This is a genomic window from Streptomyces sp. NPDC031379 (genome assembly GCF_055569615.1).
Map to the genome: position 1 here is coordinate 30563 of NZ_JBVIIT010000034.1, position 25487 is coordinate 56049.

Annotated in this window: 23 protein-coding genes; 11 read left to right on the plus strand and 12 right to left on the minus strand. The window is 71.4% G+C overall.

Features of this window, described 5'->3' with window-relative positions; translation table 11 throughout:
• Window positions 1–250: 250 nt before the first annotated feature.
• Window positions 251–1735, minus strand: a complete 1485-nt coding sequence (locus ACZ5CW_RS36555; RefSeq protein ID WP_468609272.1) for a diaminobutyrate--2-oxoglutarate transaminase family protein — start codon at window positions 1733–1735, stop codon at window positions 251–253.
• A gap of 472 nt (window positions 1736–2207) precedes the next feature.
• On the opposite strand from ACZ5CW_RS36555, the gene ACZ5CW_RS36560 reads away from it, so the two are divergent.
• Entirely contained in the window at window positions 2208–3425 is a 1218-nt protein-coding gene (locus ACZ5CW_RS36560; protein ID WP_468609274.1) for a trypsin-like serine peptidase, read from the plus strand.
• A 69-nt stretch (window positions 3426–3494) separates the two neighbouring features.
• Here ACZ5CW_RS36560 and hflX read toward each other — a convergent pair whose 3' ends face one another.
• The 6 genes from hflX to miaA all read right to left on the minus strand — a co-directional run bounded on the left by hflX (window position 3495) and on the right by miaA (window position 11875).
• Complete coding sequence (hflX, locus tag ACZ5CW_RS36565; RefSeq protein ID WP_468609276.1) at window positions 3495–4985, minus strand: GTPase HflX; 1491 nt, start codon at window positions 4983–4985, stop codon at window positions 3495–3497.
• A gap of 158 nt (window positions 4986–5143) precedes the next feature.
• On the minus strand, window positions 5144–6646 hold the full coding sequence (locus ACZ5CW_RS36570; protein WP_468609278.1) for a M1 family metallopeptidase: 1503 nt from the start codon (window positions 6644–6646) through the stop codon (window positions 5144–5146).
• Window positions 6647–6785: 139 nt separating this feature from the next.
• Window positions 6786–8972, minus strand: a complete 2187-nt coding sequence (locus ACZ5CW_RS36575) for a RelA/SpoT family protein (RefSeq protein ID WP_468609280.1) — start codon at window positions 8970–8972, stop codon at window positions 6786–6788.
• 282 nt (window positions 8973–9254) lie between these two features.
• Window positions 9255–10124 carry a diaminopimelate epimerase gene (gene dapF / locus ACZ5CW_RS36580; protein WP_468609282.1) on the minus strand — a complete coding sequence of 290 codons (870 nt, stop codon included), beginning with the start codon at window positions 10122–10124 and terminating at the stop codon, window positions 9255–9257.
• Between the two features lie 201 nt (window positions 10125–10325).
• Window positions 10326–10829 (minus strand): hypothetical protein, encoded by a 504-nt coding sequence (locus ACZ5CW_RS36585; protein ID WP_468609361.1) that lies wholly within the window; start codon window positions 10827–10829, stop codon window positions 10326–10328.
• 107 nt (window positions 10830–10936) lie between these two features.
• On the minus strand, window positions 10937–11875 hold the full coding sequence (miaA, locus tag ACZ5CW_RS36590; protein ID WP_468609284.1) for a tRNA (adenosine(37)-N6)-dimethylallyltransferase MiaA: 939 nt from the start codon (window positions 11873–11875) through the stop codon (window positions 10937–10939).
• A 183-nt stretch (window positions 11876–12058) separates the two neighbouring features.
• Here miaA and ACZ5CW_RS36595 point away from each other — a divergent pair, with 183 nt between their 5' ends.
• Window positions 12059–12385 (plus strand): hypothetical protein, encoded by a 327-nt coding sequence (locus ACZ5CW_RS36595; RefSeq protein WP_468609286.1) that lies wholly within the window; start codon window positions 12059–12061, stop codon window positions 12383–12385.
• Between the two features lie 24 nt (window positions 12386–12409).
• Window positions 12410–12688, plus strand: a complete 279-nt coding sequence (locus ACZ5CW_RS36600; protein WP_468609288.1) for an antitoxin — start codon at window positions 12410–12412, stop codon at window positions 12686–12688.
• A gap of 252 nt (window positions 12689–12940) precedes the next feature.
• On the opposite strand, the gene ACZ5CW_RS36605 is transcribed toward ACZ5CW_RS36600, so the two are convergent.
• Together ACZ5CW_RS36605 and miaB are read right to left on the minus strand one after the other, a co-directional pair.
• On the minus strand, window positions 12941–13654 hold the full coding sequence (locus ACZ5CW_RS36605) for a class III extradiol dioxygenase subunit B-like domain-containing protein (protein WP_468609290.1): 714 nt from the start codon (window positions 13652–13654) through the stop codon (window positions 12941–12943).
• Between the two features lie 76 nt (window positions 13655–13730).
• Window positions 13731–15260, minus strand: a complete 1530-nt coding sequence (gene miaB / locus ACZ5CW_RS36610; RefSeq protein ID WP_468609292.1) for a tRNA (N6-isopentenyl adenosine(37)-C2)-methylthiotransferase MiaB — start codon at window positions 15258–15260, stop codon at window positions 13731–13733.
• Window positions 15261–15434: 174 nt separating this feature from the next.
• On the opposite strand from miaB, the gene ACZ5CW_RS36615 reads away from it, so the two are divergent.
• The 3 genes from ACZ5CW_RS36615 (at window position 15435) to ACZ5CW_RS36625 (ending at window position 17996) form a co-directional block, all read left to right on the plus strand.
• Entirely contained in the window at window positions 15435–15794 is a 360-nt protein-coding gene (locus ACZ5CW_RS36615) for a DUF6204 family protein (protein WP_468609294.1), read from the plus strand.
• 47 nt (window positions 15795–15841) lie between these two features.
• A complete protein-coding gene (locus ACZ5CW_RS36620) occupies window positions 15842–16285 on the plus strand; it encodes a MarR family winged helix-turn-helix transcriptional regulator (protein WP_468609296.1) in 444 nt (147 codons plus the stop codon).
• Between the two features lie 274 nt (window positions 16286–16559).
• Window positions 16560–17996 carry a hypothetical protein gene (locus ACZ5CW_RS36625; protein ID WP_468609298.1) on the plus strand — a complete coding sequence of 479 codons (1437 nt, stop codon included), beginning with the start codon at window positions 16560–16562 and terminating at the stop codon, window positions 17994–17996.
• 186 nt (window positions 17997–18182) lie between these two features.
• Here the strand turns inward: ACZ5CW_RS36625 and ACZ5CW_RS36630 are convergent, their stop codons facing one another.
• On the minus strand, window positions 18183–18590 hold the full coding sequence (locus tag ACZ5CW_RS36630; protein ID WP_468609300.1) for a pyrophosphohydrolase domain-containing protein: 408 nt from the start codon (window positions 18588–18590) through the stop codon (window positions 18183–18185).
• 106 nt (window positions 18591–18696) lie between these two features.
• On the opposite strand from ACZ5CW_RS36630, the gene ACZ5CW_RS36635 reads away from it, so the two are divergent.
• The gene (locus ACZ5CW_RS36635; protein WP_468609302.1) at window positions 18697–19695 is read left to right on the plus strand and encodes a TAXI family TRAP transporter solute-binding subunit; all 999 of its coding nucleotides are present in this window, start codon (window positions 18697–18699) and stop codon (window positions 19693–19695) included.
• 57 nt (window positions 19696–19752) lie between these two features.
• Here ACZ5CW_RS36635 and ACZ5CW_RS36640 read toward each other — a convergent pair whose 3' ends face one another.
• On the minus strand, window positions 19753–21168 hold the full coding sequence (locus tag ACZ5CW_RS36640; protein ID WP_468609304.1) for a sensor histidine kinase: 1416 nt from the start codon (window positions 21166–21168) through the stop codon (window positions 19753–19755).
• Between the two features lie 9 nt (window positions 21169–21177).
• Window positions 21178–21864, minus strand: a complete 687-nt coding sequence (locus ACZ5CW_RS36645; protein WP_468609306.1) for a response regulator transcription factor — start codon at window positions 21862–21864, stop codon at window positions 21178–21180.
• Between the two features lie 292 nt (window positions 21865–22156).
• Between ACZ5CW_RS36645 and ACZ5CW_RS36650 the strand changes: the two genes are divergently transcribed.
• The 4 genes from ACZ5CW_RS36650 to ACZ5CW_RS36665 all read left to right on the plus strand — a co-directional run bounded on the left by ACZ5CW_RS36650 (window position 22157) and on the right by ACZ5CW_RS36665 (window position 25486).
• On the plus strand, window positions 22157–22933 hold the full coding sequence (locus ACZ5CW_RS36650) for an amino acid ABC transporter ATP-binding protein (RefSeq protein WP_468609308.1): 777 nt from the start codon (window positions 22157–22159) through the stop codon (window positions 22931–22933).
• Window positions 22934–23015: 82 nt separating this feature from the next.
• A complete protein-coding gene (locus tag ACZ5CW_RS36655; protein WP_468609310.1) occupies window positions 23016–23852 on the plus strand; it encodes a glutamate ABC transporter substrate-binding protein in 837 nt (278 codons plus the stop codon).
• Between the two features lie 81 nt (window positions 23853–23933).
• Window positions 23934–24599, plus strand: coding sequence for an amino acid ABC transporter permease (locus ACZ5CW_RS36660; protein ID WP_468609312.1), 666 nt, complete (start codon window positions 23934–23936; stop codon window positions 24597–24599).
• Complete coding sequence (locus ACZ5CW_RS36665) at window positions 24596–25486, plus strand: amino acid ABC transporter permease (protein WP_468609314.1); 891 nt, start codon at window positions 24596–24598, stop codon at window positions 25484–25486. Before ACZ5CW_RS36660 ends, ACZ5CW_RS36665 begins: the two co-directional genes overlap by 4 nt.
• Window position 25487: the final 1 nt, after the last annotated feature.

Here is a 25487-nt window from a genome sequence, read left to right on the forward strand (position 1 = left end):
GGGGCTGGGGCGGTGCGAGCCGTTCCTGTCGTCCGCAGCGGTCGCGGTTCCCTCGTGATCGGCGGATGCCGGAGCGAGGTCGAGGGCCGCGGCGGCGGCGAGGACGGGCGTGTACGAGACGGCTGTGGGGTTGTCAGGGGAGTGCGGCGTCGGGCCGGACGTCCTTGGTGGGAGGCGTGGTGCCATGGGATTCGGGCATGGCCGCTGGGGCGGTGCCGGTTGCGACAGAGGCCGGGCGTGTGTGCGGTGTTCAGCCCGCGCGCTGGGCAGGGCCGTGGTGTCGTCGGTGCTGCGTGCGGTGGTCCAGGTGGTCGCGGGCTACCGCTGCCACCGCGTCCGTCAGGCGGTCGAGGACGGCTGCCGCCTGTTCGTCACTGAGCGTCAGAGGAGGCAGCAGCCGGACCACCGCCGCGTGGCGGCCGCCGAGTTCGACGATCAGCCCGCGCTGGAGGCACTCCTGCTGAACGGCCGCTGCGAGTTCGGGCGCGGCCGGGCGCGGCACACGGACGGATTCGGGGTCGTCCGGCGCCGGAGGGTGGTGACGGGTGGCGGGCGTCCGGCCGGGGGGCGTTCTGGCACCGGGCGTCCCGCCCGGGGGTGGTCCGTCCGTCTCCGGGTCCACCAGTTCGACGCCGATCATCAGCCCACGCCCTCGTACCTCCCCCACGCACGGGAACCCGCCGATGCACTCCCGGAGCTGGGTCAGCATCCGGGAGCCGAGGTCGGCGGCTCGAGCGGCGAGGCCGTTCTCGCGGACGTAGGTGAGGGTGGCGGTGCCGGCGGCCATGGCGAGCTGGTTGCCGCGGAAGGTCCCCGCGTGGGCGCCGGGTTGCCAGACGTCGAGATCGTCGCGGTAGACGATCACGGCCAGGGGCAGGCTGCCGCCGATGGCCTTGGACAGGACCATGACGTCGGGGGTGATGCCACTGTGGTCGACGGCCCAGAAGGTACCGGTCCGGCCCACTCCGGTCTGGATCTCGTCGGCGATCAGCGGGATGGACCGGTCCGCCGTGACCTGTCGCATGCGGCGCAGCCAGTCGTCCGGGGCGGGGATCACTCCGCCCTCGCCCTGGACGGGTTCGAGGATCATCCCGGCGGGCAGCGGTACACCCGACTTGGGGTCGTCGAGAAGGGACTCGGTCCAGTGGGCGGCGAGTTCGGCGCCGCGCGGGCCGCCGGAGCCGAAGGGGCAGCGGTAGTCCTGCGGGTAGGGCAGGCGGGTGACCTGGACGTCGCGGGCGCCGCCGGAAGCGGCCAGCGCACCGGCGGTCATGCCGTGGTAGGCGCCGGTGAAGGCGAGGATGCCGGTGCGTCCGGTCGCGGCTCGCACCAGTTTCAGGGCGGCCTCGACGGCGTCGGTGCCGGCCGGCCCGCAGAACTGGACCCGGGCACGGTCGACGAGGCCGGACGGCAGCGTGCGGAACAGCTCGGTGATGAAGGCGTCCTTGACGGGGGTCGCGAGGTCGAGGACGGAGAGGGGGGCACCGGAGTCGAGGACCTTGCGGATGGCTTCCAGCACGACCGGGTGGTTGTGGCCGAGGGCGAGAGTGCCGGCGCCGGAGAGGCAGTCGAGGTAGCGGCGGCCGTCGGCGCCTTCGATGGTGAGCCCACGCGCCCGGACCGGCACGATGGGCAGGGCCCGGGCGTAGGTGCGCGCCGAGGATTCGCGCGCCGACTGGCGTCTGAGAATCCCCTCGTGCACGGCACGCGTTTCCCCGTGCATCCCTCCAGCCATCGACTCCGTAACGGCCACGGCTCGCTGTCCTCCCCGCTCTTCAGAGGCGAGTTGATCACGGGGACCGGACACAGGCAGCAGGCCCCCCACCGCTACAACCGTGGACCGGTCCGGGGGTTACGGCTTGCCTCGAGATCATTGCCATGTCGCGACCATTGCGCGGTTGCGCCAGTAGCGCAGGGCCGAGCAGTCGCCGCCTCCGACGAGCAGCTCGCCCGGTTCCCAGGTGCGACTTACCGGTGCGCCACGGTTCGCCGCCGAGCTGCGTGAACGGAGCAGGGACGCTGCGTACGAGGTCAGGCCGCAGCCCGTAGCGAAACCGTTGCCGTTCGGGCAGAACTCCCGCACAGCGAGCGCATAGTGTGTGGTCCCGTTCCCAGAGAGCCGCGAGACCGGCGTGAACTCGCCCTGAGTTCAGCGCCGGTGCCGGCCCGAAGCGCCGAGTTCCTTCACCACAGGGGGAGTCAAGAGCATGCGATCCATACGGCCGTCGTTCACCGTTCGGCGAAGGAGGGGCAGCCGCCGCACCTCCCCCGCGCTGGCGGCGGTCGCCCTCGTCTCGGCGCTGGCGCTGACCGCCACCGCCTGCAACGGCGACGACAACGCCGACGCCCAGCCGACCGCCACCGCGGCGGGCTCCGGCGACGGCAAGATCCGGATCCCGGACGACCTCAAGGAGAGGCTCAAGGAGCACGGGATCGACGTCGACAAATGGAAGAAAGGCGCCTGGAAGAACTGGAACAAGCAGGACTGGCTGCGCGAGGCCAACGACTTCATCAACCCGGTCATCAAGGGTCTGTGGGACCCGGACCGGATGCGGGACGCCGACGACCCGGACAAGGGTGTCGACGACAACGACATCTCCGGTGACCAGGGCGTCACGGACCCGACGCCGCAGCCGGTGAAGGCACAGGTGGTCGCTCCGCCTTACCACACCAACGCGGCCACCTCGGGCAAGGTCTTCTTCGACTCGCCCGAGGGCACCATGGTCTGCTCGGCGACGGTCGTGCAGGACCCGGCGCACCCGGGCAAGTCCAACATGCTCTGGACGGCGGGTCACTGTGTGCACGCCGGCAAGAGCGGTGGCTGGTACCGCAACATCGCCTTCGTGCCGTCGTACAACAACGCCGGCAAGTCGGCCGCGCAGCTGCGGGGCGCCAGCAGGTCGGAGGTCGCTCCGTACGGCGTCTGGTGGGCCGACGCCGCGCTGACCTCCCAGCAGTGGATCGACCAGGGCGGCTCCACCGGCGGCAACGGCGCCTCGTACGACTTCGCGGTCATCCATGTGACGCCCGAGCAGGGCAGCGGCGGCAAGTCGCTGGAGGAGACGGTCGGCGGGGCGCTGCCGGTGAACTTCGACGCGCCGGCCGTGCCGAAGGTGAAGAGCATCACGGCGTCCGGGTACCCGGCGGCAGCTCCGTACGACGGTCAGCTGCTGTACCAGTGCCAGGACGAGCCGGGCCGGCTGTCCATCGACAAGGCGGACCCGACGATGTACCGGATCGGCTGCACGATGACCGGTGGTTCCTCCGGCGGCGGCTGGGTGGAGACGGGCGCGGACGGCAAGCCGGCGCTGGTGTCCAACACGTCCATCGGCCCGGTGAGCGCGGGCTGGCTGGCCGGCCCCCGGCTGGGTGACGTGGCCAAGGGCGTGTACGACTCGGTCAGCAAGAAGTTCGCCGGGCGGTAAACCGGCGCGCACAGGCATGGCGAAGGCCCGCCGCCCCGAGGGGGTGGCGGGCCTTCGTGGTGTCGTGGCTCAGGCCGCGGAGACGGCCGTGTAGGGCGCCAGGTCCGCCGCCAGCTCCTCGTGCACCCGGACCTTGAGCAGGGTGCCCTCCGCGGTGTGCTCCTCGGAGATCACCTCGCCCTCGGTGTGGGCGCGGGCGACGAGCTTGCCGTGGGTGTACGGCACGAGCGCCTCGACCTCGACCGAGGGGCGGGGCAGCTCGTTGTCGATCAGGCCGAGCAGTTCCTCGATGCCCTGGCCGGTGCGGGCCGAGACGGCGAGGGAGCGCTTCTCGACCCTGAGCAGCCGCTGGAGGACCAGCGGGTCGGCCGCGTCCGCCTTGTTGATCACGACGATCTCGGGCACGTCGGTGGCGCCGACGTCCCGGATCACCTCGCGCACGGCGGCCAGCTGCTCCTCCGGGGCGGGGTGCGAGCCGTCCACCACGTGCAGGATCAGGTCGGAGTCGCCGACCTCCTCCATGGTGGAGCGGAACGCCTCGACCAGGTGGTGCGGCAGGTGCCGGACGAAGCCGACGGTGTCCGCCAGCGTGTACAGGCGGCCGCTCGGGGTCTCCGCGCGGCGGACGGTCGGGTCCAGGGTCGCGAACAGGGCGTTCTCGACCAGGACACCGGCGCCCGTGAGGCGGTTGAGCAGGGAGGACTTGCCGGCGTTGGTGTAGCCCGCGATGGCGACGGACGGCACCTTGTTGCGTCGGCGCTCCTGGCGCTTGACCTCGCGGCCGGTCTTCATCTCCGCGATCTCCCGGCGCATCTTGGCCATCTTCTCGCGGATCCGTCGCCGGTCCGTCTCGATCTTGGTCTCACCGGGGCCACGCGTGGCGAGGCCGCCGCGGCCACCACCCATCTGCCGGGACAGCGACTGACCCCAGCCGCGCAGTCGCGGCAGCATGTACTGCATCTGCGCGAGGGCGACCTGCGCCTTGCCCTCTCGGGACTTGGCGTGCTGGGCGAAGATGTCCAGGATCAGGGCCGTACGGTCGATGACCTTGACCTTGACCACGTCCTCCAGCTGGATCAGCTGGCCCGGGCTCAGCTCACCGTCGCAGATCACGGTGTCCGCGCCCGTTTCGAGGACGACGTCCCGAAGCTCGGCGGCCTTGCCGGAGCCGATGTAGGTCGCCGCGTCCGGCTTGTCGCGGCGCTGGATGACGCCGTCGAGCACGTGCGCGCCCGCGGTTTCCGCAAGGGCGGCCAGCTCCGCGAGGGAGTTGTCGGCGTCCTGCGCGGTTCCGGTGGTCCACACCCCGACGAGCACGACCCGCTCCAGGCGGAGCTGGCGGTACTCGACCTCGGTGACGTCCTCCAGCTCGGTGGAGAGGCCCGCGACGCGGCGCAGGGCCGCGCGCTCGGAGCGGTCGAACTGCTCGCCGTCCCGCTCGCCGTCGATCTCGTGGCTCCAGGCGACGTCCTCTTCCATCAGGGCATCGGCCCGAAGACCCTCGGGATAGGCGTGCGCGAGGCGCTTGGTGTCCTGGGAAGGGGAAGAAGAGGAGGTCATTGGATCCTTTACGTCGATGGGAATGCCGTCACGGCGACGATGGGCGGTCACGAGGACCGCTCGTGATGTAGAACGCACGAGTACCCCGGGAGATTCCCGTGTCCCGTGCCGCGCCGTCCCGAAGATGGTCGCACGGGACGGCACGTCTCGTCACGGGGTTATCGGTGGGTGTGCGCCTTGGTGGGCTGGGCCTGCGCCACGGGCTTCCAGTCCGGGTGGCCGGGCATCGGAGGGGTCTTCTCGCCGTACAGCCAGGCCTGGAAGAAGCCGCTCAGGTCGCGGGCGGCGACCGCGGAGGCCAGCCGGACGAAGTCGGCGGTGGTGGCGGTGGAGTCCCGGTGTTCCTGGACCCAGAGCCGTTCCAGCCGCTCGAAGGCCGGCCGGCCGATCTCCTGCCGCAGGGCGTAGAGCACGAGCGCGGCGCCGTCGTAGATGTTCGGCCGGAAGATGCCGATCTTCTGTCCGGGGGCGGGCGGCTTGGGCCGGGCGGGCGGGCCGCCGTCCGCGCGCCAGCGGTCGGAGGCGCCGTAGGCGGCCTTCATGCGCTCCTTCATGGACCGGTGCGCCGTCTCCTCGGAGTACAGCGCCTCGTACCAGGTGGCGTGCCCCTCGTTCAGCCAGACGTCGGACCAGGCGCGGGGGCTGACGCTGTCGCCGAACCACTGGTGGGACAGCTCGTGCACCATGACCGACTCGACGTACCACTTGGGATAGGCGGGCTCGGTGAACAGTTGCTTCTCGAAGAGCGAGAGGGTCTGCGTCTCCAGTTCGAAGCCGGTGGACGCCTGCGCCATGAGCACGCCATAGGTCTCGAACGGGTACCGGCCGACCTTGCTCTCCAGCCAGGTGATCTGGCCGGGTGTCTTGGCGAGCCACGGCTCGAGGGCCTTGCGGTCGGCGCTGGGCACGACGTCGCGGACCGGCAGGCCGTGCGGGCCCTTGCGGCGCACGACCGTGGAACGGCCGATGGACACCTGGGCCAGTTCGGTGGCCATGGGGTGCTGGGTGCGGTAGGTCCAGGTGGTGGTGCGCCCGACCCGCTCCGCTCCGGCGGGCAGGCCGTTGGCGACGGCGGTGTAGCCGTTCGGCGCGGTGATCCGGAAGGTGAACATCGCCTTGTCGGAGGGGTGGTCGTTGCACGGGAAGACCAGGTGGGCGGCGTCGGCCTGGTTCGCCATGGCGAGGCCGTCGGCGGTGCGCACCCAGCCGCCCTCCTGGTCCTTGCCGGGGGCGGGGTCACTGGTGTGCCGCACGGTGATCCTGGTCCAGATGCCCTTGTGCAGGGAGTGCGCCGGGGTGACGACCAGGTCCTCGCCGGCGCCGGCGAAGTCCGCGGGGCGCCCGTCGACCTCGACCGACTGGACGGTTCCGTGCGCGAAGTCCAGGTTCACGCGGTCCAGGTCGGCGGTCGTCCAGGCGTCGATGGTGGTGACGGCCTGCAGCGGTTTGTCGTTGGTACCGGCGTAGGTGAGGGACAGGTCGTACGAGGCCACGTCGTAGCCGGGATTGCCCAGGTGCGGGTAGAGCCGGTCGCCGACGCCGAGGGGCTCGGCCGGGGCCGCGGCGGCGAGGAGGCAGACGGAGACGGCGGAGGCGAGCAGGGCCGCCTTCCGGTGCCGGGGAAGCCGGGGATGGGCCCGGCGGCGTGGGGTGAGCAGCATGGACCACCGCTACCAGGGCGGCTCCGTGCCGCGGTGGCGACGCGCGCCCGGCCCACTCGAACGGGTTGGTGCCCGAGGGCCTTCTGCTCGCCTCCGCGGGCCGCCCGGCCGTCTCCCGGCTCTCCTCCTCCTGCGGCGGTCAGAGGGCCGGTGTCTGGTGCTGGGCCCGGCTCACGTCGTACACCCCGGGCACGTCCCGCATGGCGCGCATCAGGACCGGAAGGTGGGCCGCGTCGGGGAGCTGGAGGGTGTACGTGTGGCGCACCCGCTGCTGGCTGGGCGGTTCGACGGTCGCGGAGACGATCTCGGCGCCCTCCAGGGCGATCGCCTCGGTGAGGTCGGCGAGGAGATGGGGGCGGCCGAACGATTCAGCGACCAGCGTGACCCGGCACTCGGCGGTGTCCCCCCAGCGCACGCCGATCTCCGCGCGTCCCCGGCTCTTCATGTGCGCCACCGCGGCGCACTCCACGCGGTGCACGGTCACCACTCCCCCGCGCACCGTGAAGCCGGTGATCTCGTCCGGGGGTACGGGCGTACAGCACCCCGCGAGCCGTACGGGCGCCCCGGGCCGGTCCGCGAGCACGTCGGCGCCGCGCGGGGCCGCGGCCGGGGCGCTCTCGGCGGCGCTGTCCGCGGGGCGCCCGAGGGCGGTGTCCGCGGCGGGTCCGGGGCGGGTGCCGCTCGTCTCCTCGGTTCCGGCGCCGCCGCCGGGATGGGTCGCCAGCCAGCGCTGGATCGCGATGCGGGCCGCCGGGGTGTGGGCGTGCTCCAGCCACTCGCGCGAGGGTTCGGAGGCGGGGTCCTGGCCCATCAGGAGCTGAACGCTGTCGCCGTCCTTGAGGACCGTGCTGAGGGTGGCGAGCCGGCCGTTGACGCGGGCGCCGATGCAGGCGTGCGCGTCCTCGCCGTACTGGGCGTAGGCGGCGTCCACACAGGTGGCGCCCTCGGGCAGACCGAGGGTGCCGCCGTCGGGGCGGAAGACGGTGATCTCGCGGTCCTGGGCGAGGTCCTCGCGCAGTGTGGACCAGAAGGTGTCGGGGTCGGGGGCTGCCTGCTGCCAGTCGAGGAGGCGGGAGAGCCAGCCGGGGCGGGTGGGGTCCGCGCGCTCGCCGTCGGCCGGATCGTCGGCCCCGGGGGCGTACGGGTTGCCGAGAGCGACGACTCCGGCCTCGGCGACCTTGTGCATCTGGTGGGTGCGGATAAGGACTTCGACGACCTGGCCGTCCGGGCGGGCCACGGCGGTGTGCAGCGACTGGTACAGGTTGAATTTCGGTACGGCGATGAAGTCCTTGAACTCCGAGACGACCGGTGTCATACAGGTGTGCAGTTCGCCGAGGACGCCGTAGCAGTCGGCGTCCTCGTTCACCAGCACCAGCAGGCGGCCGAAGTCGCTGCCGCGCAACTGTCCGCGCTTGCGGGCCACGCGGTGGACGGAGACGAAGTGCCGGGGGCGGATGAGAACTTCGGCCTGGATGTCGGCCTCGCGCAGCACGGCGCGCATCTCGTCGGCGACCTCGGCGAGGGAATCGCCCTGCCGGGCGGCGTTCTCGGCGATGAGTTCCCTGGTGTGTTCGTACTCCTCGGGGTGGAGGATGGCGAAGACCAGGTCCTCCAGTTCGGTCTTGAGGGCCTGCACGCCGAGGCGTTCGGCGAGCGGGATGAGGACGTCACGGGTGACCTTGGCGATCCGCGCCTGTTTCTCGGGGCGCATCACGCCGAGCGTGCGCATGTTGTGGAGGCGGTCGGCGAGCTTGATCGACATCACGCGCACGTCGCTGCCGGTGGCGACGAGCATCTTGCGGAAGGTCTCGGGTTCGGCGGCGGCCCCGTAGTCGACCTTCTCGAGTTTCGTGACACCGTCGACGAGATAACGAACCTCTTCGCCGAACTGTTCCCGCACCTGTTCCAGCGTCACATCGGTGTCCTCGACGGTGTCGTGGAGCAGCGAGGCGGTCAAGGTCGTGGTCTCGGCGCCGAGTTCGGCGAGGATCAGGGTCACGGCGAGCGGGTGCGTGATGTACGGCTCGCCGCTCTTGCGCATCTGGCCGCGGTGTGATGACTCCGCGAGGACGTAGGCGCGGCGCAGGGGTTCGAGGTCCGCGTCGGGATGGTGGGCGCGGTGCGCCTCCACGACGTGGCTGATGGCGTCGGGCAGTCTGCCGCGGACGGCGGGGCCGAGCAGCGCGGCCCGGCCGAGCCTGCGCAGGTCGATCCGGGGCCGGGACTTCCTGCGGGCCGCCGCGGGTGCCACCGACGCTGTGAGCGCCTGTGGCGCTGTGGGCACCACCGGGCCAGGGGTCGCAGGGTTCGTGGCCTCCGCACTCATGGGCACCTCCGGCTCGTGGACCGGTGGACGGGGCCCCAGGGCGTACGCGGCTCAGGGATTGGCGACGTTCCCCCGTCCGTGCCGGTGCTTGATGCTATCGAGCCCACCACGCGCGACCGACCGCCTCTCGCCGAGCGTGAAACGGATCACCCATTCGAGCGACGAGAAGGAGGTTTAGGGTTTGCGCCACCTGCGCTGGACTCGGCCGCGGTTTCGAACGGCCCCTGCCACGGGAACACGCTGTTCCGGCTGGGCGGGGCCGTCGTTCGCCTGCTTCCCCAGTCAGCGGAGGGCGTTTTCCAGCCACTCGGCGTCGATCTCGCCCTCGGCGACGATCACGGCGGGCCCGGTCATCTCGATCTCGCCGTCGGGCCGCTCGGTGATGACCAGGCGCCCGCCGAGCACGTCGACGGTGTACGTCGCCGGGGTGCCGGTGACGGCCGGGTCGGCGCCGTCGCGCCGGGCGGCGGCCACGGCGACGGCACACGCGCCGGTGCCGCAGGAGCGGGTCTCGCCGGAGCCGCGCTCGTGTACGCGCATGGCGACGTGGCGGGGGCCACGGTCGACGACGAACTCGACGTTCACCCCGTCCGGGTAGGCGTCCGCCGGGCCGACCGGCGGCGGGTCGAGCAGGCGGCCCGCGTGCGCGAGGTCGGTCACGAAGGCGACCGCGTGCGGGTTGCCCATGTTCACGTTCCGCGCGGACCAGCTGTGCTCGCCGACGCTCACCGTGACCTCACCCTCGGGGAGGCGGGCGCTGCCCATGCCGACGGTGACGTCACCGTCCTTCGCGAGGTGGACGGTCCGCACGCCCGCGCGCGTGGCGATCGCGAGATCCCCTTCGGCCACGTGCCCGGCGTGCTGGAGGTAGCGCGCGAACACGCGGACGCCGTTGCCGCACATCTCGGCGATCGAGCCGTCGCCGTTGCGGTAGTCCATGAACCACTCCGCCTCGGCGGCCATCCCCGCGGCCTCCGGGTGGGCGGCGGACCGCACGACGTGCAGCACGCCGTCACCGCCGATGCCGGCCCGGCGGTCGCACAGGGCGGCGACGGCGGCCGGGGTGAGGTCGAGGGCGTTCTCCGGGTCCGGGACGATCACGAAGTCGTTCTCGGTGCCGTGCCCCTTGAGGAAGGCGATCCGCGTGCTCATTCCTCGATCGTACGGGAGCGCTCCGCGGGAAGGACCGAGGGAGGTGAGGGGCCGGGGGACGCGGGGGCCGAGGAAGGTGAGGGGCCGAGGGACGTGGGCGGCGGTGCAGGTGGTGGGGGTGGTGGGGCGGTACGGATGGTCGGGCGGTGCGGGCCGTCAGTGGCCGGTCGCGCAGTTCCCCGCGCCCCTGAGGGGGACGCTTCAGCGGAGCCTTGCCACGCGCCACACGGCGAGGACCACCACCACGGCCACCAGCAGCACGTATCCGAGCACGACCCGCCAGTCCGGGCGGCGGCCGGAGCCGCGCGGGGGCAGGCCCGGCCAGGTGTAGCCCACCCGGCGGGCGGCCATCATGCCCCAGCCCGCGGCGCAGGAGCAGATCAGCAGGCCGAGCATGGCGATGACGGCGCCGCTGTCCCCGAAGTCGAAGGCGAGCGGGAAGGCGAACATCAGGGAGCCGACGGCGGAGAGTCCCACGATGGGCGCGAGCTGCCAGATGCGCAGTCGGCGCTGCGGGCGCAGCTCGACCTCGACCTCCGGTCCGACCGGGTACATCTCCTCCGGCGCCGGTCCGTCGGCGGTCACCACGCCCGGCGTCTCGTCGGGTCCGTCGTCGGTCAGACGGTCCTCGACCTGCTCCGGTCCGTCACCGTCGGTGGTGACGTGCTCGGCACTTTGTGCGGTGTCACGAGGGCCGGCCTCCATCGCCACGCGCCCTCCCAACTAGGCTCCACTTGGTCGATCGAAGCTCGATGATGGCACGGCACCGAAGGCCACGATGACCGGCGACGCATCCCGATGCCATCACGTGATCAGGCTGTGACCGGTCGTTCGACCAACGCCAGGGCCAGGTGCGGAAGTTCCCGGCGGTCCGCCGAGGCCCCGCTCAACCAGTGCACCCGGGGATCCCGCCTGAACCACGAATCCTGGCGGCGCGCGAAGCGCTTGGTGGCGCGCACGGTCTCGGCCCGCGCTTCCGTTTCGGTGCACTCACCGGCGAGCGCCGCGAGCACCTGCTGGTAACCCAGCGCGCGCGCCGCCGTGCGCCCCTCGCGCAGCCCCTGCGCCTCCAGGGCGCGCACCTCCTCCACGAGGCCCGCGTCCCACATCCGGTCGACCCGGCGCGCGATGCGGTCGTCCAGTTCCGGACGGGCCACGTCGACCCCGATCTGGACGGTGTCGTAGACGGAGTCGTGACCGGGCAGGTTCGCGGTGAAGGGCTGTCCGGTGATCTCGATCACTTCCAGGGCGCGGACGATACGGCGGCCGTTGCTGGGGAGGATCGCGCGGGCGGCCTCGGGGTCGGCGGCGGCCAGGCGGGCGTGCAGCGCACCGGAGCCGCGCAGCGCCAGCTCCTCCTCCAGGCGGGCCCGGACCTCGGGGTCGGTGCCGGGGAACTCCAGGTTGTCGACCGCACCGCGGACGTACAGGCCGGAGCCGCCGACCAGGATCGGCCAGCGGCCCTCCGCGAGCAGCGCGTCGATCCGCGCGCGGGCGAGTTTCTGGTACTCGGCGACCGAGGCGGTGACCGTCACGTCCCAGATGTCCAGCAGGTGGTGCGGAACGCCGCCGCGTTCCTCGGGCGTCAGCTTGGCGGTGCCGATGTCCATCCCCCGGTACAGCTGCATGGAGTCGGCGTTGACGACCTCGCCGCCGAGCTGCTGGGCCAGGAAGACACCGAGATCGGACTTTCCGGCCGCGGTGGGACCGACTACGGCGATGACGCGGGGGGCGAGGGGTGCACTGCTCACCGCCATAGTCTCGCAAACCTGCGGACGCGGTCTCGAACGAGTTACGTGACGGCGCGGAACCCGGGTCGTTGCCCGAGGCGAAGCCCCGCCTGCCGGAGTACCGGAGGCGGTGCCCCGGGCGGCGCAACCTGACGCACGGGGCGACGCGGGAATTCGCCCGCACGAGTACCGTATGGAGTGGATATGGGCGTGTTTGCACGACTCCTCGGCAGGTCGAAGGCGACTCAGGAGGCGTCGGCCGCCGAGGCACAGGCCGACCCGGAGCCGGAGGGCGCCGAGCCGGCGGCAGCGGAGCCGGCCGAGACGAGGTCGGCGGAGGTGAAGCCGGCGGAGGTGAAGGGAGCCGAGCCGGCGGAGGCGAGGGATTCGGCGGAGGACGGGCGCGAGGACGTGTCGGCAGGGACAGGGGCCGGTACGGACGACGACGGGTCCGCGGGCGCCGACATTCCCAAGCAGCAGTCCGCCGAGGAGGCCGCCGACAACGAGGCCGGCGACGGCGCCCGCAGGTAACTGTTCCCCTCGGGAAGGTGGACCATGGGTCTGTTGGACAACATGAAGAGCAAGCTCGCGCCGGCCAAGGAGAAGGTGTCGGACCTCGCGCGGCAGCACGGGGACAAAGTCCAGCACGGCATCGACAAGGCCGCGAAGGCCGTGGACGAGCGGACCAAGGGCAAGTACAGCGACAAGATCCAGGCGGGCACGGGCAAGGCCAGGCACGCAATGGACCGCCTCGCACACAAGGAGGGCCCGGGGACGTCTCCCGGCGACCCGACGGTCCCCACCCGGCCGGAGGGCCCACCGCCGACCTCCTGACGGCAACGCCCTGCGGTTACCGGATTCCTCCGAACGGCAAGGTGGCCGTCTCGACGGCGCGGTGAGCCACGACGGGCACAGTGATCGCCCCAGGGGCACGGTGACCGGCGCACGGTGATGAGCGGACGGTGATGAGCGGACGGTGGGCGGCCGCGGAGCGGAACGGCTCCCGGCCGTCCGCCGTTTCCGTGCGCGGCAGAGCGCCGGACACGCGACCGCGGACGGGCCGCCCGCGATCAGGTGTCCGCTGTCCTAGGACCAGGTGGCGACCAGGTATCCGACGCCGTAGGGCGCGTCCTCGTACAGCAGGGTGCCGCTGAGGTCCGCGCCCTCGGCGGCTCCGGCCAGAACCTGCCAGGGGGCACGGCCCGAAGCCTTCAGCTCGTACGCCAGCTCGGCGTCCAGCGCCTGGACGGCCGCCAGGTCCGCCGCGCCCAGTGCTCGCGCGACCTGCGCGTCGAAGGGCGCCGCCCGCTCGTCCAGGTAACCGGGCGCCTTGACCGTGCGGCACGCGCTGGCGTCTCCCATCACCAGCAGCGCCACCCGCGCGGCGCGGGCGCCGATCTCCCTTCCGGCTTCGATACACCGCTCGGGCGCGAGCGGTTCCCCGATGCCGAGTCCCTCGATCGGGGCATCCGCCCACCCGGTCCGCTCCAGCAGCCAGGCACCGACGGCCAGCGAGGGCGGCAGTTCACGCTCGTGGGCGGTGTCCGTGGCGCGGCCCAGGCGTACGTCCAGGTCGACCCCGAATCCACCGAAGGAGCCCGGGGTGCCCTGCGGAAACGGTCCGCGCCCGCTCTCCCCGGCGGGCCCGAGGACCACCAGCAGGTCCGGGCGGGAGGCGGCGAGCACGCCGAGGGCGTCCGCGCACGCCGCCCGCGCGGCGTCCAGTTCGGGTGCCGCACCCGCGGCGACCTCGGGCACGAGCAGGGGAGGGCAGGGGCAGACTGCGGCGGCGACAAGCATGATCGGCAGGGTACGCCGTCAGCGCCGGCTGTCGGGGCCGGCCGGCGAGCCGCGGCCGCGGACCGGCCCTGTCGGGTCAGTCGCAGCCGCAGCCGCTGCCCGTGGCGACCGGCAGCGGCGCCGGTACGCCGATCTTCGGCAGACCGAGCATGACACCCGCCGGCTTGGCGGCCTCCGCGGCGTTGCGCTTCTCCCAGGCGTCCCCCGCGCGCGTGCGGCGCACGTCGAGGACGGGGCCTTCGGCGAGGAGGTGGTGCGGGGCGGCGTAGGTCACCTCGACGGTGACCACGTCACCGGGGCGCACCTCCTGCTCCGGCTTGGTGAAGTGGACCAGGCGGTTGTCGGCGGCGCGGCCGGAGAGACGGTGGGTGGCGCCGTCCTTGCGGCCCTCGCCCTCGGCGACCATGAGGTCGAGCTTGCGGCCGACCTGCTTCTTGTTCTCCTCCCAGGAGATCTCCTCCTGGAGGGCGACGAGCCGCTCGTAGCGCGCCTGGACGACCTCCTTGGGGATCTGGTCCTCCATGGTCGCGGCCGGGGTGCCGGGGCGCTTGGAGTACTGGAAGGTGAAGGCCTGCGCGAACCGCGCCTCGCGGACGACGTGCAGCGTCTGCTCGAAGTCCTCCTCGGTCTCGCCGGGGAAGCCGACGATGATGTCGGTGGTGATCGCGGCGTGCGGGATGGCGGCGCGGACCTTCTCGATGATCCCGAGGTACCGCTCCTGCCGGTAGGAGCGGCGCATCGCCTTCAGCACGGTGTCCGAGCCGGACTGGAGCGGCATGTGCAGCTGCGGCATCACGTTCGGTGTCTCGGCCATCGCGGCGATGACGTCGTCGGTGAAGTCGCGCGGGTGCGGCGAGGTGAAGCGGACGCGCTCCAGGCCCTCGACCTTCCCGCAGGCGCGCAGCAGCTTGCTGAAGGCCTCGCGGTCGCCGATGTCGGAGCCGTAGGCGTTGACGTTCTGCCCGAGGAGCGTGATCTCGGAGACGCCCTCGGCGACCAGCGCCTCGATCTCGGCGAGGATGTCGCCGGTACGGCGGTCCTTCTCCTTGCCGCGCAGGGCCGGGACGATACAGAAGGTGCAGGTGTTGTTGCAGCCGACGGAGATCGACACCCAGGCCGCGTAGGCGCTCTCGCGCCGGGTCGGCAGGGTGGACGGGAAGGCCTCCAGCGACTCGGCGATCTCGACCTGCGCCTCCTCCTGCACGCGCGCGCGTTCCAGCAGCACCGGCAGCTTGCCGATGTTGTGCGTGCCGAAGACGACATCCACCCAGGGCGCCTTCTTCACGATGGTGTCGCGGTCCTTCTGCGCGAGGCAGCCGCCGACCGCGATCTGCATGCCGGGCCGGGAGGCCTTCCTCGGCGCGAGCCGGCCGAGGTTGCCGTACAGCCGGTTGTCGGCGTTCTCCCGCACGGCGCACGTGTTGAAGACGACGACGTCGGCGTCCCCGTCCGAGCCCTCGGGTGCCCGCACGTACCCGGCCTCTTCGAGCAGCCCGGACAATCGCTCGGAATCGTGGACGTTCATCTGGCACCCGTAGGTGCGGATCTCGTAGCTCTTGGGTGCTTGAACGTCCACTGCCGGGCTCCGGTCGCTGCTGCTGGTCATGCCCTCAAGGGTAGGCGCTTCCGGAGGGCCCTCCGCTTGACGCCGTTGTGGCCGATTTGCCGCTTACGCTCCGCCGTGGGGGCGGCTTCGGGCCATACATACAAGGCCGGTACGCGGCCGGCGGCGCCGGAAACCCGGTGGAGGTCCCGACCCCGGCGTGCCTATGGTCGCCGAATGAGTACCCGGACCTTCCGAATCACCGTGCGCGGCGTCTTCGACGGCCTCACCGACGCCCAGCGGGCCGCGCTCCTTGCCGACGCCGCCACGCACGACGTGCTGCGCGCCGCGTTCACCCCCGAGGGGAACCTCACCTACGACATCGCCGCCCGGCCTGCCTTCGTCTTCCGCTTCTCCGACACCGGGGAGGAAGAGGAGGACATCCTGGAGGCGACCGAGCGGGCCGAAGAGGCGGCGAAGACCTGGCTGGCCGAGCGCGGCTACGGCTTCAAGAACCTCCGGTCCACCGCCGAGGACCTCTCCCAGGCACCCCTGGGCAAGCGTCAGCGCCGCGCCGCGCGATCACTCGGGGCATAAACTTGAGTAGTCAAGGAGATGGCAATCAGTATGGGGAACAGTGACCCATGAGTGAGGCTCTGGACGCGACGTTGCGGCTGGTGAGAGCGCAGGCGGCGCTCGTACGGCGCTTCGACGCCCGGCTGAGCGGGCTGCACGGCATCAGCCTCGCCGACTTCACCCTGCTGCTGCGCCTGGAGCAGGCACCCGGCGGCCGGATGCGCCGGGTCGACCTCGCCGACGCGCTGGGACTGACGGCCTCCGGCGTCACGCGCGGACTGGCTCCGCTGGAGCGGATCGGGCTGGTGACCCGCGAACCGGACGCCCGGGACGCGCGCGTCGCCTACGCCTCGCTGACCACGACGGGCCGGCGGCGGTTGCGGGAGATGCTGGCCACGGCCGAAGAGACCGCCACCGAGATCTTCGCCGGGCCGGCCTGGGCCGAGGAGGACATCGCACTGCTCTCGGGCCTCCTGACCCGGCTCGGCGGCACCGGACTCTCCGGCCGCTGAGGACCTGGGAAGGGCGCGGGCCGCCGGCTCCTCCCGGACGGCGTCCCGCGCCTCGGCCTTCGTCGCCGCCACCGGACGCGCCGCCTTCGCTGACGGACCCTCAGCGTGGCCCACGTCACGGCGAGTTGTGGCTGGTTTGTGAGGGGCCAGTGCGCGCGGTCATGGCATGCTCATGGCCGTCACCGAGTTACCCGCCGGTTCTACCCATAAGTAGCCCGCCCCGGTACCTCTCTGCCACCCCCCACTTCACTCAGGACCGACCTTGCGCAGACGCATGAGGCACAGGCGTGCCCTGCTGCCCGCCTTCGCCGTGACCGCTCTCTTCCTCGCCTCGGCCTGCTCGGCGCCCGCACCGCGCGCCGAGCAGCCGGCGGCCGGCGATCCCGCACAGCAGATCAAAACCGACGACCGTCCCGCCGACGGCACGGACCATTCACTCACCGTAGCCCCGGCTCCCACCGCCACCGCGACCGCCACGGCGAGTCCGGGCCGTGGGCAGCGAGCGCACAGGACCACGCTCGCCGTCAGCTCGTACGACAGCCGCACCCGTCGTGCCGTCATCTCCGACCACCCCAGGAAGAGCGGGAGTTCACCGAGCGCTCCCGCTCCTTCCACCGGCTCCTCCGCTTCCCCCGGCTCCTCCGCCGCACCGCACGAGGCCGCCGTGGGCGACGTGATCGCCAGTGCGCCCGCGCCCGGGGCGCCCCACGGGCTGCTCGCCAAGGTCACCGAGGTGATCGGCGAGACGGAGCGCGGCACCGAGGTGCGGACGGAACCGGCCACGCTCAACGCGTTGCTGGGCGACGACACGGCGAAGGGCGACGTGCCCGTCGACCCGTCGTCGTTCACCGTCGACAAGCTGCTGCCCGATGTGCGGGTGTCCTGGTCGAAGGCTGGTGACGTGCACGTCGGCCCCAAGGGCGCGAAGGTCCCGCTCGGCAGTCTGCGGCTCGACGTGAGCGCCGAGGTGCCGACCGCCCAGGACGCCCCGGTCTCCGCCACCGCCTCGGTGAAGGGCTTCGTCCAGGTCGCTCCGCAGGTCGACTTCGCCTACGGCGGCACCGGCGTCGACGCGGCGCCCGGTTCCGCCTACCTCGGTGTGTCCGGTGACTGGACCTCCGGGTGGGCGGTCCGGGGCCGCGCCGCCGCCGCCACCGGAACCCCGCTGCGCATCCCGTTCGCCAAGCTGCACGCCGACCCCGTCCTTCAGGTCGGCCCCGTCCCCGTCGTCGTCAACCTGGACCTGACCTGCTATCTGCAGATCAGCGGCGACGGGCACGTCACCGTCGACGTCGAGCAGAGCCTCAAGGGCGACTTCAAGGCCGGGGGCACCTTCGGCCCGGCCAAGGGGTGGACGCCGGTCAGCTCCGCGGACATCACCAGCACCCCGGTGCGCGCCTCCGTCACCACCGCCGGGGACCTGAAGACGGCACTCGGCGCCGAGGCCTCGGTCGGCCTGTACGGCACCGTCGGCGTCACCGCCGACCTGGCCCCGTACCTGCGCGGCGAAGCCTCCGGGAAGGTCACCGCCTCCACCGACGGAAGCGAACCGAGGGCGGAAGGCGCCTGGGCGCTCTACGGCGGGGTCGACCTGTCCGGGGCCCTCCGACTGCAGCTGTCCATATTCGGCACGCCGGTCATCCAGCGGAGCGTCCCGCTGGGCGCCCTGCACCGCGAGTGGAAGCTGGCGGGCGGCTCCCTGAAGTCGTAGACGCCAGGGCGGGAGCGGACCATCCCGCCACCCCGACCGGCGCGGGGGCCTCGAGCCGCGGCCCCCGCGCGCAGACGCCGCACTCACCGCCGCGACGGACACCGGCGCGGCCCCGGACGACGCCGACGCGACCGACCCGGGCGATGCCCCCGGACTTCGCCGAGGCGACCGAGACCGGCGCAGGTGTCAGGCTGCGCCGCCCGGTATCCAGCCCTGGCGGCGCAGCACCGCCGACACGTCCGGTGCCCGGTAGTGCTCCCCCTTGAGGACCTTTCCGTCGGCCCGGCGGACGACCTGCCCGTCCGGGCCGAGCTTGCTCATGTTGGCGCGGTGGATCTCGGTGAGCACCTCGTCGAGGTCGATACCGTGGACCAGAGCCGTGCCGTACGCCACGTAGACCACGTCCGCCAGCTCGTGCGCGAGCCGGTCCAGCGGGCCCTCGACCGCGACCTCGGCGACCTCCGCGGCCTCCTCGGCGAGCAGTTCCCCCCGATGGGCGGCGAGCGCGGAGGACACCTCCCTCGGCGTACTGCGGGCGTCGAGGCCGAAGGCGAGGTGGAACTCACGGACGAGATCGGCGGGCGAAGTGCTCATACCGGGACTCTAACGGCCACCGCTGACAGCGCCCCCGGGCCGCGGCCGGATCCCGGAGTGACCTCGGCCCTGGTCAGCGGCGCGCGTCGCCTGGCAGGATCGCCGCATGTCCAAGATGTTCCCCCTGATCAGCAGGCGCCGGGCGCTGCAGAGCGCGGCCGCCGGTGTCGTGGCCCTCGGGCTGCTGCTGTGGTGGCTGCTGCCCTTGGGTGAGACGCCGCCGAGCGGGACGATCGTCTTCAGCACCGGTACGTCCCGGGGCGTCTACCAGGAGTACGGCGAGCGGCTGCGCACCGAGCTGGCCAGGGACATGCCGGGGCTGGAGGTGAAGCTGCTCAACAGCGCCGGTTCGCAGGAGAACGTCCAGCGGGTGGCGACCGGGAAGGCCGACTTCACCATCGCGGCGGCCGACGCGGTGGAGACGTACGAGCTGCGGCACGGCGGCAGTGCGGGGCGGCTTCGCGGTGTGGCCCGGCTCTACGACGACTACGTGCACCTCGTCGTGCCCCGCGGCTCGGACATCCGTACCGTCGCGGATCTGCGGCACAAGCGGGTGGCGACCGGGCTGCCCGACTCCGGCGTGCGGCTGATCGCCGACCGGGTGCTGAGGGCGGCCGGCATCGACCCCCGGAAGGACATCACCCCGGTCGCGGACGGCATAGACACCGGGCCCGGCCGGCTGCAGCAGGGGAAGATCGACGCCTTCTTCTGGTCGGGCGGGCTGCCCACGAAGGGGCTGTTGACCCTCGCGAAGAAGTCCGCCTTCACGTTCGTGCCGATCGACGGTGACCTCATCACCCAGCTGCACAGCCAGGGGCAGGGGGCGCGCTACTACCGGGCCGCCAACATCCCCGAGTCCGCCTACCCGGCCGTGCAGCAGGGCACGCAGGTGCCGACGATCGCCGTGTCCAACCTCCTGATGACCCGCAAGGACATGGACCCCCGGCTGACCGAGTGGGTGACGCGTACGGTGATCAAGAGCCGTGACGACATCGGCGCCCACGTCCACTCCGCGCAGCTGGTCGACCTGCGCACCGCCATCTACACCGACCCGCTGCCCCTGCAGGAGGGCGCCCGGCGGTACTACCGGTCGATGAAGCCCTAGCCGGTCCGCCGTCGAAAGGGCAGCCCTGTCGAGAGGGCAGCCCTGGAGCCTGTCGCCCTAGGACTCCTGCCGGCTGTCCGTGTTCCGTGGCACCGAGACCGTCACCCGCAGTCCCCGCGGCTCGTGGTGGGCGTACTCGATCGCGCCGCCGCCGGCCGCCAGCAGGGCGCGAGTGATGGACAGGCCCAGGCCTGAGCCCTTGACGTTCTGGTGGCGTCCGCTGCGCCAGAAACGGTCGCCCACGCGCGCGAGTTCCTCGTCGGTGAGGCCGGGGCCGGTGTCCGTGACGACCACCGTCGAGGTGTCGCCGTCGGCGGAGACGGTGACCTCGACCGTGCCGCCGTCGGGGGTGAACTTGACGGCGTTGTCGATCACCGCGTCCAGCGCGCTGGACAGGGCGATCGGATCGGCCCAGGCGGTGGTGGGCGGGCAGTCGCCGGTGAGCCGGACGCCCTTGGCCTGGGCGGCCGGTGACCAGGCGGCGACCCGCTCCTCGGCCATGGCGCCGATGTCGGTCAACTGGAGATCGGCCGCGGCATGCTCGGCCAGCGCCAGGTCGAGCAGGTCGTCCAGGACCTGCGCGAGGCGCTTGCCCTCGGTGCGGACCGAGGCGATCTCCTCGTTGTCCTCGGGAAGTTCGAGGGCGAGCAGTTCGATGCGCAGCAGCAGCGCCGAGAGCGGGTTGCGCAGCTGGTGCGAGGCGTCGGCGACGAAGGCGCGCTGCTGCTCCAGCACGTCCTCGACGTGGTCCGCCATCTCGTTGAACGAGCGGGCCAGCCGTCTGAGTTCCGGCGGCCCCCCGGCGGCCGCGACCCGGGACTTGAGGCGTCCGGTGGCGATGTCGTGGGTGGTGGCGTCCAGGACCCGTACCGGTCTGAGCACCCAGCCGGTCAGGCGCAGTGCCGCGCCGACCGCGAGCAGCATCGCCGCGATCTCGCCGGCTCCGATGAACAGCCAGCCGCGCAGGATCCGCGACCGCATCTGCCCCGTGGGCGAGTCGGTGACCACGACCGCCACGACGTCCCCGTCGCGGATCACCGGCGAGGCGACGATCAGCCGGTTGCGCTGCCAGGGCCACACCTGCCGCGGGTCGTGGCTGCGCCGGCTGAGCAGCGCCTCGTCGAACGCCGCCCGCATCTCCCCCGTGCGCGGTACGAACCAGTCGCCGGGTGCGTTGGCCATCGCCGAACCGTTGCGGTAGAAGACCCCGGCACGGATGCCGTAGACGCCGTAGTAGCTCTCCAGTTCGCTGCGCAGGGTCTCCCCGCGCTCGTCCCCGGTGGTGCGTCGGGAGCCCCCGGGCGCGTCGGTGACGAACTGGGCGAGCGCGGCGAAGCGTGCCGTGTCGTCGATCCGGTCGACGACGACCCGCTGCTGCTGGCCGGCGGCCACGCTGATGGCGAGCGGGACGCCGAGCGCGAGCAGGACGGCCGCCAGCAGGACGATGAGCAGCGGGAGGAGCCGTGTGCGCACCCGTCCCCGCTAGGCGGCCGGGGCGACGAGCCGGTAGCCGACGCCGCGTACGGTCTCGATCAGCGCGGGCATGCGCAGTTTGGCCCGCAAGGAGGCGACGTGCACCTCCAGGGTGCGGCCGGTGCCCTCCCAGCTGGTGCGCCAGACCTCGCTGATGATCTGCTCCCGCCGGAAGACCACCCCGGGCCGCTGGGCGAGCAGCGCGAGCAGGTCGAACTCCTTGCGGGTGAGTTGGACGACCGAACCGTCCACGCTGACCTGGCGGGTGGGCAGTTCGATGCGCACCGGACCGAGGTGCAGGGCGCTCTCGCCGCCGGTGGCCGGGTCCTCGTGGGCGGTGCGCCGGCTGACGGCGTGGATGCGGGCGAGCAGTTCGCCGGTGTCGTACGGCTTCACCACGTAGTCGTCGGCGCCCAGGTTGAGCCCGTGGATGCGGGAGCGGACGTCGGAGCGCGCGGTGACCATGATCACCGGTGTGCTGGTGCGCATGCGGATCTTGCCGCAGACCTCGTAGCCGTCCTGGTCGGGCAGGCCCAGGTCGAGCAGGACCACGCCGAATCCGGCGCTCTCGGGGACGAGGGCCTGCAGGGCCTCCTCGCCGCTGCGCGCGTGGGTGACGTCGAAACCGTGCCGCGCGAGGACGGCGGACAGGGCCGCGGCGACGTGGTTGTCGTCCTCGACGAGGAGCAGTCTCATCCCGGCCCCCTCCGGTTCAGCGGTCGTACGGTCTCGGTTCTCGGTCTTGTGATCACGTGCACGTGCGCGTGCACCATGGCAGTGACGCTGATGGACAAGGACGGCGTCAAGAGCGTTCCGGTTGCCCGCCCCTTCCGTTATCCGGCCGATACGCACGCAGGCGACAAGTGCTACGACACGTGTCCGATTGCTATCGGATCGTGATGCTCAGATCTCCCTCAGATGTGATGACGCAGGTCAAAGCCACTCACTACTGTCCACGGAAACCCGAGGAGGACGGAGCCTGAGAGCGATGACCAATGTATCGGTGGCCAAGGAAGACGTGGCCACGTCAGACGAACTGGTCGTCCTGAGGAGCGTCAACAAGCACTTCGGCGCGTTGCACGTGCTCCAGGACATCGACCTGACGATCGCCCGCGGCGAGGTCGTCGTGGTCATCGGGCCCTCCGGGTCCGGAAAGTCGACGCTGTGCCGCACCATCAACCGCCTCGAGACGATCGATTCGGGCGCCATCACGATCGACGGCAAGCCCTTGCCGCACGAGGGCCGGGAACTGGCACGGCTGCGGGCGGACGTCGGGATGGTCTTCCAGTCGTTCAACCTCTTCGCGCACAAGACCGTGCTCGAGAACGTGATGCTGGGCCAGCTCAAGGTCCGCAAGGCGGACAAGAAGCAGGCCGAGGAGAAGGCGCGGGCTCTGCTGGACCGGGTCGGTGTGGGCACGCAGGCCGACAAGTACCCCGCCCAGCTGTCCGGCGGCCAGCAGCAGCGTGTCGCCATCGCGCGGGCGCTGGCGATGGGCCCGAAGGTCATGCTCTTCGACGAGCCGACCTCCGCCCTCGACCCCGAGATGATCAACGAGGTCCTCGAGGTCATGCAGCAGCTCGCCCGCGAGGGCATGACGATGATCGTCGTCACCCACGAGATGGGCTTCGCACGTTCGGCTGCAAACCGTGTGGTCTTCATGGCGGACGGCCGGATCGTCGAACAGGCTGCGCCCGACCAGTTCTTCAGCAACCCGCGCAGCGACCGGGCCAAGGACTTCCTGTCCAAGATCCTGCACCACTGACGGTGCGGGCCCCGGCACCCGCACTTTCCGGGCCGCTTCCCGCAGACGGACCTCGTTCCTCACCACTCAAAGGATGTTCAGCATGAAGCTCCGCAAGGTCACCGCCGCCTCGGCCGTCCTCGTCGCCCTCTCCGTCGCCGCCACCGCGTGCGGCGGCGACAACAAGGACGACGACAGCTCCTCCGGTGGCGGCAAGAAGATCACCGTCGGCATCAAGTTCGACCAGCCGGGCATCGGCCAGAAGACCCCGCAGGGCTACTCGGGCTTCGACGTCGACGTGGCCACCTATGTCGCCAAGAAGCTCGGTTACGGCGCCGACCAGATCGAGTGGAAGGAGTCGAAGAGCGCGGACCGCGAGACGATGCTCCAGCGCGGTGACGTCCAGTTCATCGCCGCCTCCTACTCCATCACCCCGGAGCGCCAGCAGAAGGTCGACTTCGCCGGCCCCTACCTGCTGGCCCACCAGGACGTGCTTCTCCGCGCGGACGAGACGAAGATCAAGTCGCCGGCGGACCTCAACAACAAGAACCTGTGTTCCGTGGCCGGTTCGACCTCGGCGCAGAACGTCAAGAAGACGCTGGCCCCGAAGGCGAACCTGCAGACGTACCCGACGTACTCCGCGTGCCTGTCCGGTCTGCAGAGCGGCGCCATCGACGCCCTCACCACGGACGACTCGATCCTCGCCGGCTACGCCTCCCAGTCCCAGTTCAAGGGCAAGTTCAAGCTGGGTGGCTTCAAGATGACCAACGAGAACTACGGCATCGGCGTCAAGAAGGGCAGCGACCTCAAGGCCAAGATCAACAAGGCCCTCGAGGAGATGGTCTCCGACGGTTCGTGGGAGGCGGCCGTGAAGAAGAACTTCGGCCCGGCCAACTACAAGAACGAGCCCGCCCCGAAGATCGGCGACATCAAGAGCTGAGGCAACGCCCCACCGGCGCGCCGCCGTTCCTGACGGCGGCGGCGCGCCTGGGCATCCCTACACGCGGAAGCGCGGGAGATCGTGTTCGACTTTCTTGACAAGTACGACGTGCTGGGAGCCTTCTGGACGACGGTGCAGCTGACCCTGCTGTCCGCCGTGGGCTCCCTGGTCTGGGGCACCTTGCTGGCCGCCATGCGGGTCGGCCCGGTGCCGCTGATGCGTGGTTTCGGCACCGCGTACGTGAACATCGTGCGGAACATCCCGCTGACGGTGATCATCCTGTTCTCCTCGCTCGGCCTCAGCCAGACTCTGGGCATCACCCTCGGTGCACAGGACTTCAAGGTCCAGGGCTTCCGGCTGGCCGTGCTCGGTCTGATCGTCTACACCTCGGCCTTCGTGTGTGAGGCGATCCGCGCCGGCATCAACACCGTGCCGGTCGGCCAGGCGGAAGCCGCGCGGGCCATCGGCCTCAACTTCACGCAGGTGCTGGGGCTGATCGTGCTGCCGCAGGCGTTCCGCGCGGCCATCGGCCCGCTGACCAACGTGCTGATCGCGTTGACCAAGAACACGACGGTGGCTGCCGCGATCGGCGTGGCGGAGGCGGCATTCCTGATGAAGGAGATGATCGAGAACGAGGCGCAGCTGCTGTTGATCTCCGCGATCATCGCCTTCGGGTTCGTGTGTCTGACCCTGCCGACCGGGCTGCTCCTCGGGTGGGTCGGCAAGAAGATGGCGGTGAAGCGATGAATTCCGTCCTGTACGACGCGCAGGGTCCCCGCGCCAAGCGGCGCAACATCCTCTACACGGCCCTCTTCGTGCTGGCCCTCGTGGCCGTCGTGTGGTGGGTCTACAAGGCCCTCGACGACAAGGGCCAGCTGGCCTGGGCCCTGTGGAAGCCCTTCTTCAGCGGCACGGAGGCGTACTCGACGTACATCTGGCCCGGCCTGGAGAACACCCTGAAGGCAGCGGCGCTGGCGATGGTCATCGCGCTTCCCCTCGGGGCCGTCCTCGGCATAGCCCGGCTCTCGGACCACGCGTGGGTGCGCGTCCCGGCCGCGGTCGTGGTCGAGTTCTTCCGCGCGATCCCCGTCCTGGTTCTGATGATCTTCGGGCTCGCGCTCTTCGCCCAGTACACCAACGTGAGTTCGGACGACCGTCCGTTCTACGCGGTGGTGACCGGTCTGGTGCTGTACAACGCGTCGGTGCTCGCCGAGATCGTCCGCGCGGGCATCCTCGCCCTGCCGAAGGGCCAGTCCGAGGCGGCCATGGCGATCGGCCTGCGCAAGGGTCAGGTGATGCGGCTCATCCTGCTGCCGCAGGCGGTCACCACGATGCTCCCGGCGCTCGTCAGCCAGCTGGTGGTCATCGTGAAGGACACCGCCCTCGGCGGTGCGGTGCTCACCTTCCCCGAGCTGCTGGCCTCGGCCAACACGATGGCCGGTTACTACGGCAACATCATCGCCTCCCTGACCGTCGTGGCAGTGATCTTCGTGGTCATCAACTTCTCCCTGACCTCGTTCGCGAGCTGGCTGGAGAGCCGGCTGCGGCGCGGCAAGAAGTCGACCGGGGCTGTGCTCAGCGTCGACGACACCGCGGGCATCGCCGGAGCCGCGGGGACGGGAACCGCGGCCTGAC

Bases quoted from the DNA above. Each gene is read 5' to 3' on its own strand.
- ACZ5CW_RS36555 (WP_468609272.1), bottom strand. From the start codon at position 1,735: ATGGCTGGAGGGATGCACGGGGAAACGCGTGCCGTGCACGAGGGGATT.
- ACZ5CW_RS36650 (WP_468609308.1), top strand. From the start codon at position 22,157: ATGACCAATGTATCGGTGGCCAAGGAAGACGTGGCCACGTCAGACGAA.
- hflX (WP_468609276.1), bottom strand. From the start codon at position 4,985: ATGACCTCCTCTTCTTCCCCTTCCCAGGACACCAAGCGCCTCGCGCAC.
- ACZ5CW_RS36615 (WP_468609294.1), top strand. From the start codon at position 15,435: ATGAGTACCCGGACCTTCCGAATCACCGTGCGCGGCGTCTTCGACGGC.
- ACZ5CW_RS36665 (WP_468609314.1), top strand. From the start codon at position 24,596: ATGAATTCCGTCCTGTACGACGCGCAGGGTCCCCGCGCCAAGCGGCGC.
- ACZ5CW_RS36645 (WP_468609306.1), bottom strand. From the start codon at position 21,864: ATGAGACTGCTCCTCGTCGAGGACGACAACCACGTCGCCGCGGCCCTG.
- ACZ5CW_RS36605 (WP_468609290.1), bottom strand. From the start codon at position 13,654: ATGCTTGTCGCCGCCGCAGTCTGCCCCTGCCCTCCCCTGCTCGTGCCC.
- dapF (WP_468609282.1), bottom strand. From the start codon at position 10,124: ATGAGCACGCGGATCGCCTTCCTCAAGGGGCACGGCACCGAGAACGAC.
- miaB (WP_468609292.1), bottom strand. From the start codon at position 15,260: ATGACCAGCAGCAGCGACCGGAGCCCGGCAGTGGACGTTCAAGCACCC.
- ACZ5CW_RS36620 (WP_468609296.1), top strand. From the start codon at position 15,842: ATGAGTGAGGCTCTGGACGCGACGTTGCGGCTGGTGAGAGCGCAGGCG.
- ACZ5CW_RS36585 (WP_468609361.1), bottom strand. From the start codon at position 10,829: ATGGAGGCCGGCCCTCGTGACACCGCACAAAGTGCCGAGCACGTCACC.
- ACZ5CW_RS36595 (WP_468609286.1), top strand. From the start codon at position 12,059: ATGGGCGTGTTTGCACGACTCCTCGGCAGGTCGAAGGCGACTCAGGAG.
- ACZ5CW_RS36600 (WP_468609288.1), top strand. From the start codon at position 12,410: ATGGGTCTGTTGGACAACATGAAGAGCAAGCTCGCGCCGGCCAAGGAG.
- ACZ5CW_RS36570 (WP_468609278.1), bottom strand. From the start codon at position 6,646: ATGCTGCTCACCCCACGCCGCCGGGCCCATCCCCGGCTTCCCCGGCAC.
- ACZ5CW_RS36625 (WP_468609298.1), top strand. From the start codon at position 16,560: ATGAGGCACAGGCGTGCCCTGCTGCCCGCCTTCGCCGTGACCGCTCTC.
- ACZ5CW_RS36630 (WP_468609300.1), bottom strand. From the start codon at position 18,590: ATGAGCACTTCGCCCGCCGATCTCGTCCGTGAGTTCCACCTCGCCTTC.
- ACZ5CW_RS36635 (WP_468609302.1), top strand. From the start codon at position 18,697: ATGTCCAAGATGTTCCCCCTGATCAGCAGGCGCCGGGCGCTGCAGAGC.
- ACZ5CW_RS36560 (WP_468609274.1), top strand. From the start codon at position 2,208: ATGCGATCCATACGGCCGTCGTTCACCGTTCGGCGAAGGAGGGGCAGC.
- ACZ5CW_RS36575 (WP_468609280.1), bottom strand. From the start codon at position 8,972: ATGAGTGCGGAGGCCACGAACCCTGCGACCCCTGGCCCGGTGGTGCCC.
- ACZ5CW_RS36655 (WP_468609310.1), top strand. From the start codon at position 23,016: ATGAAGCTCCGCAAGGTCACCGCCGCCTCGGCCGTCCTCGTCGCCCTC.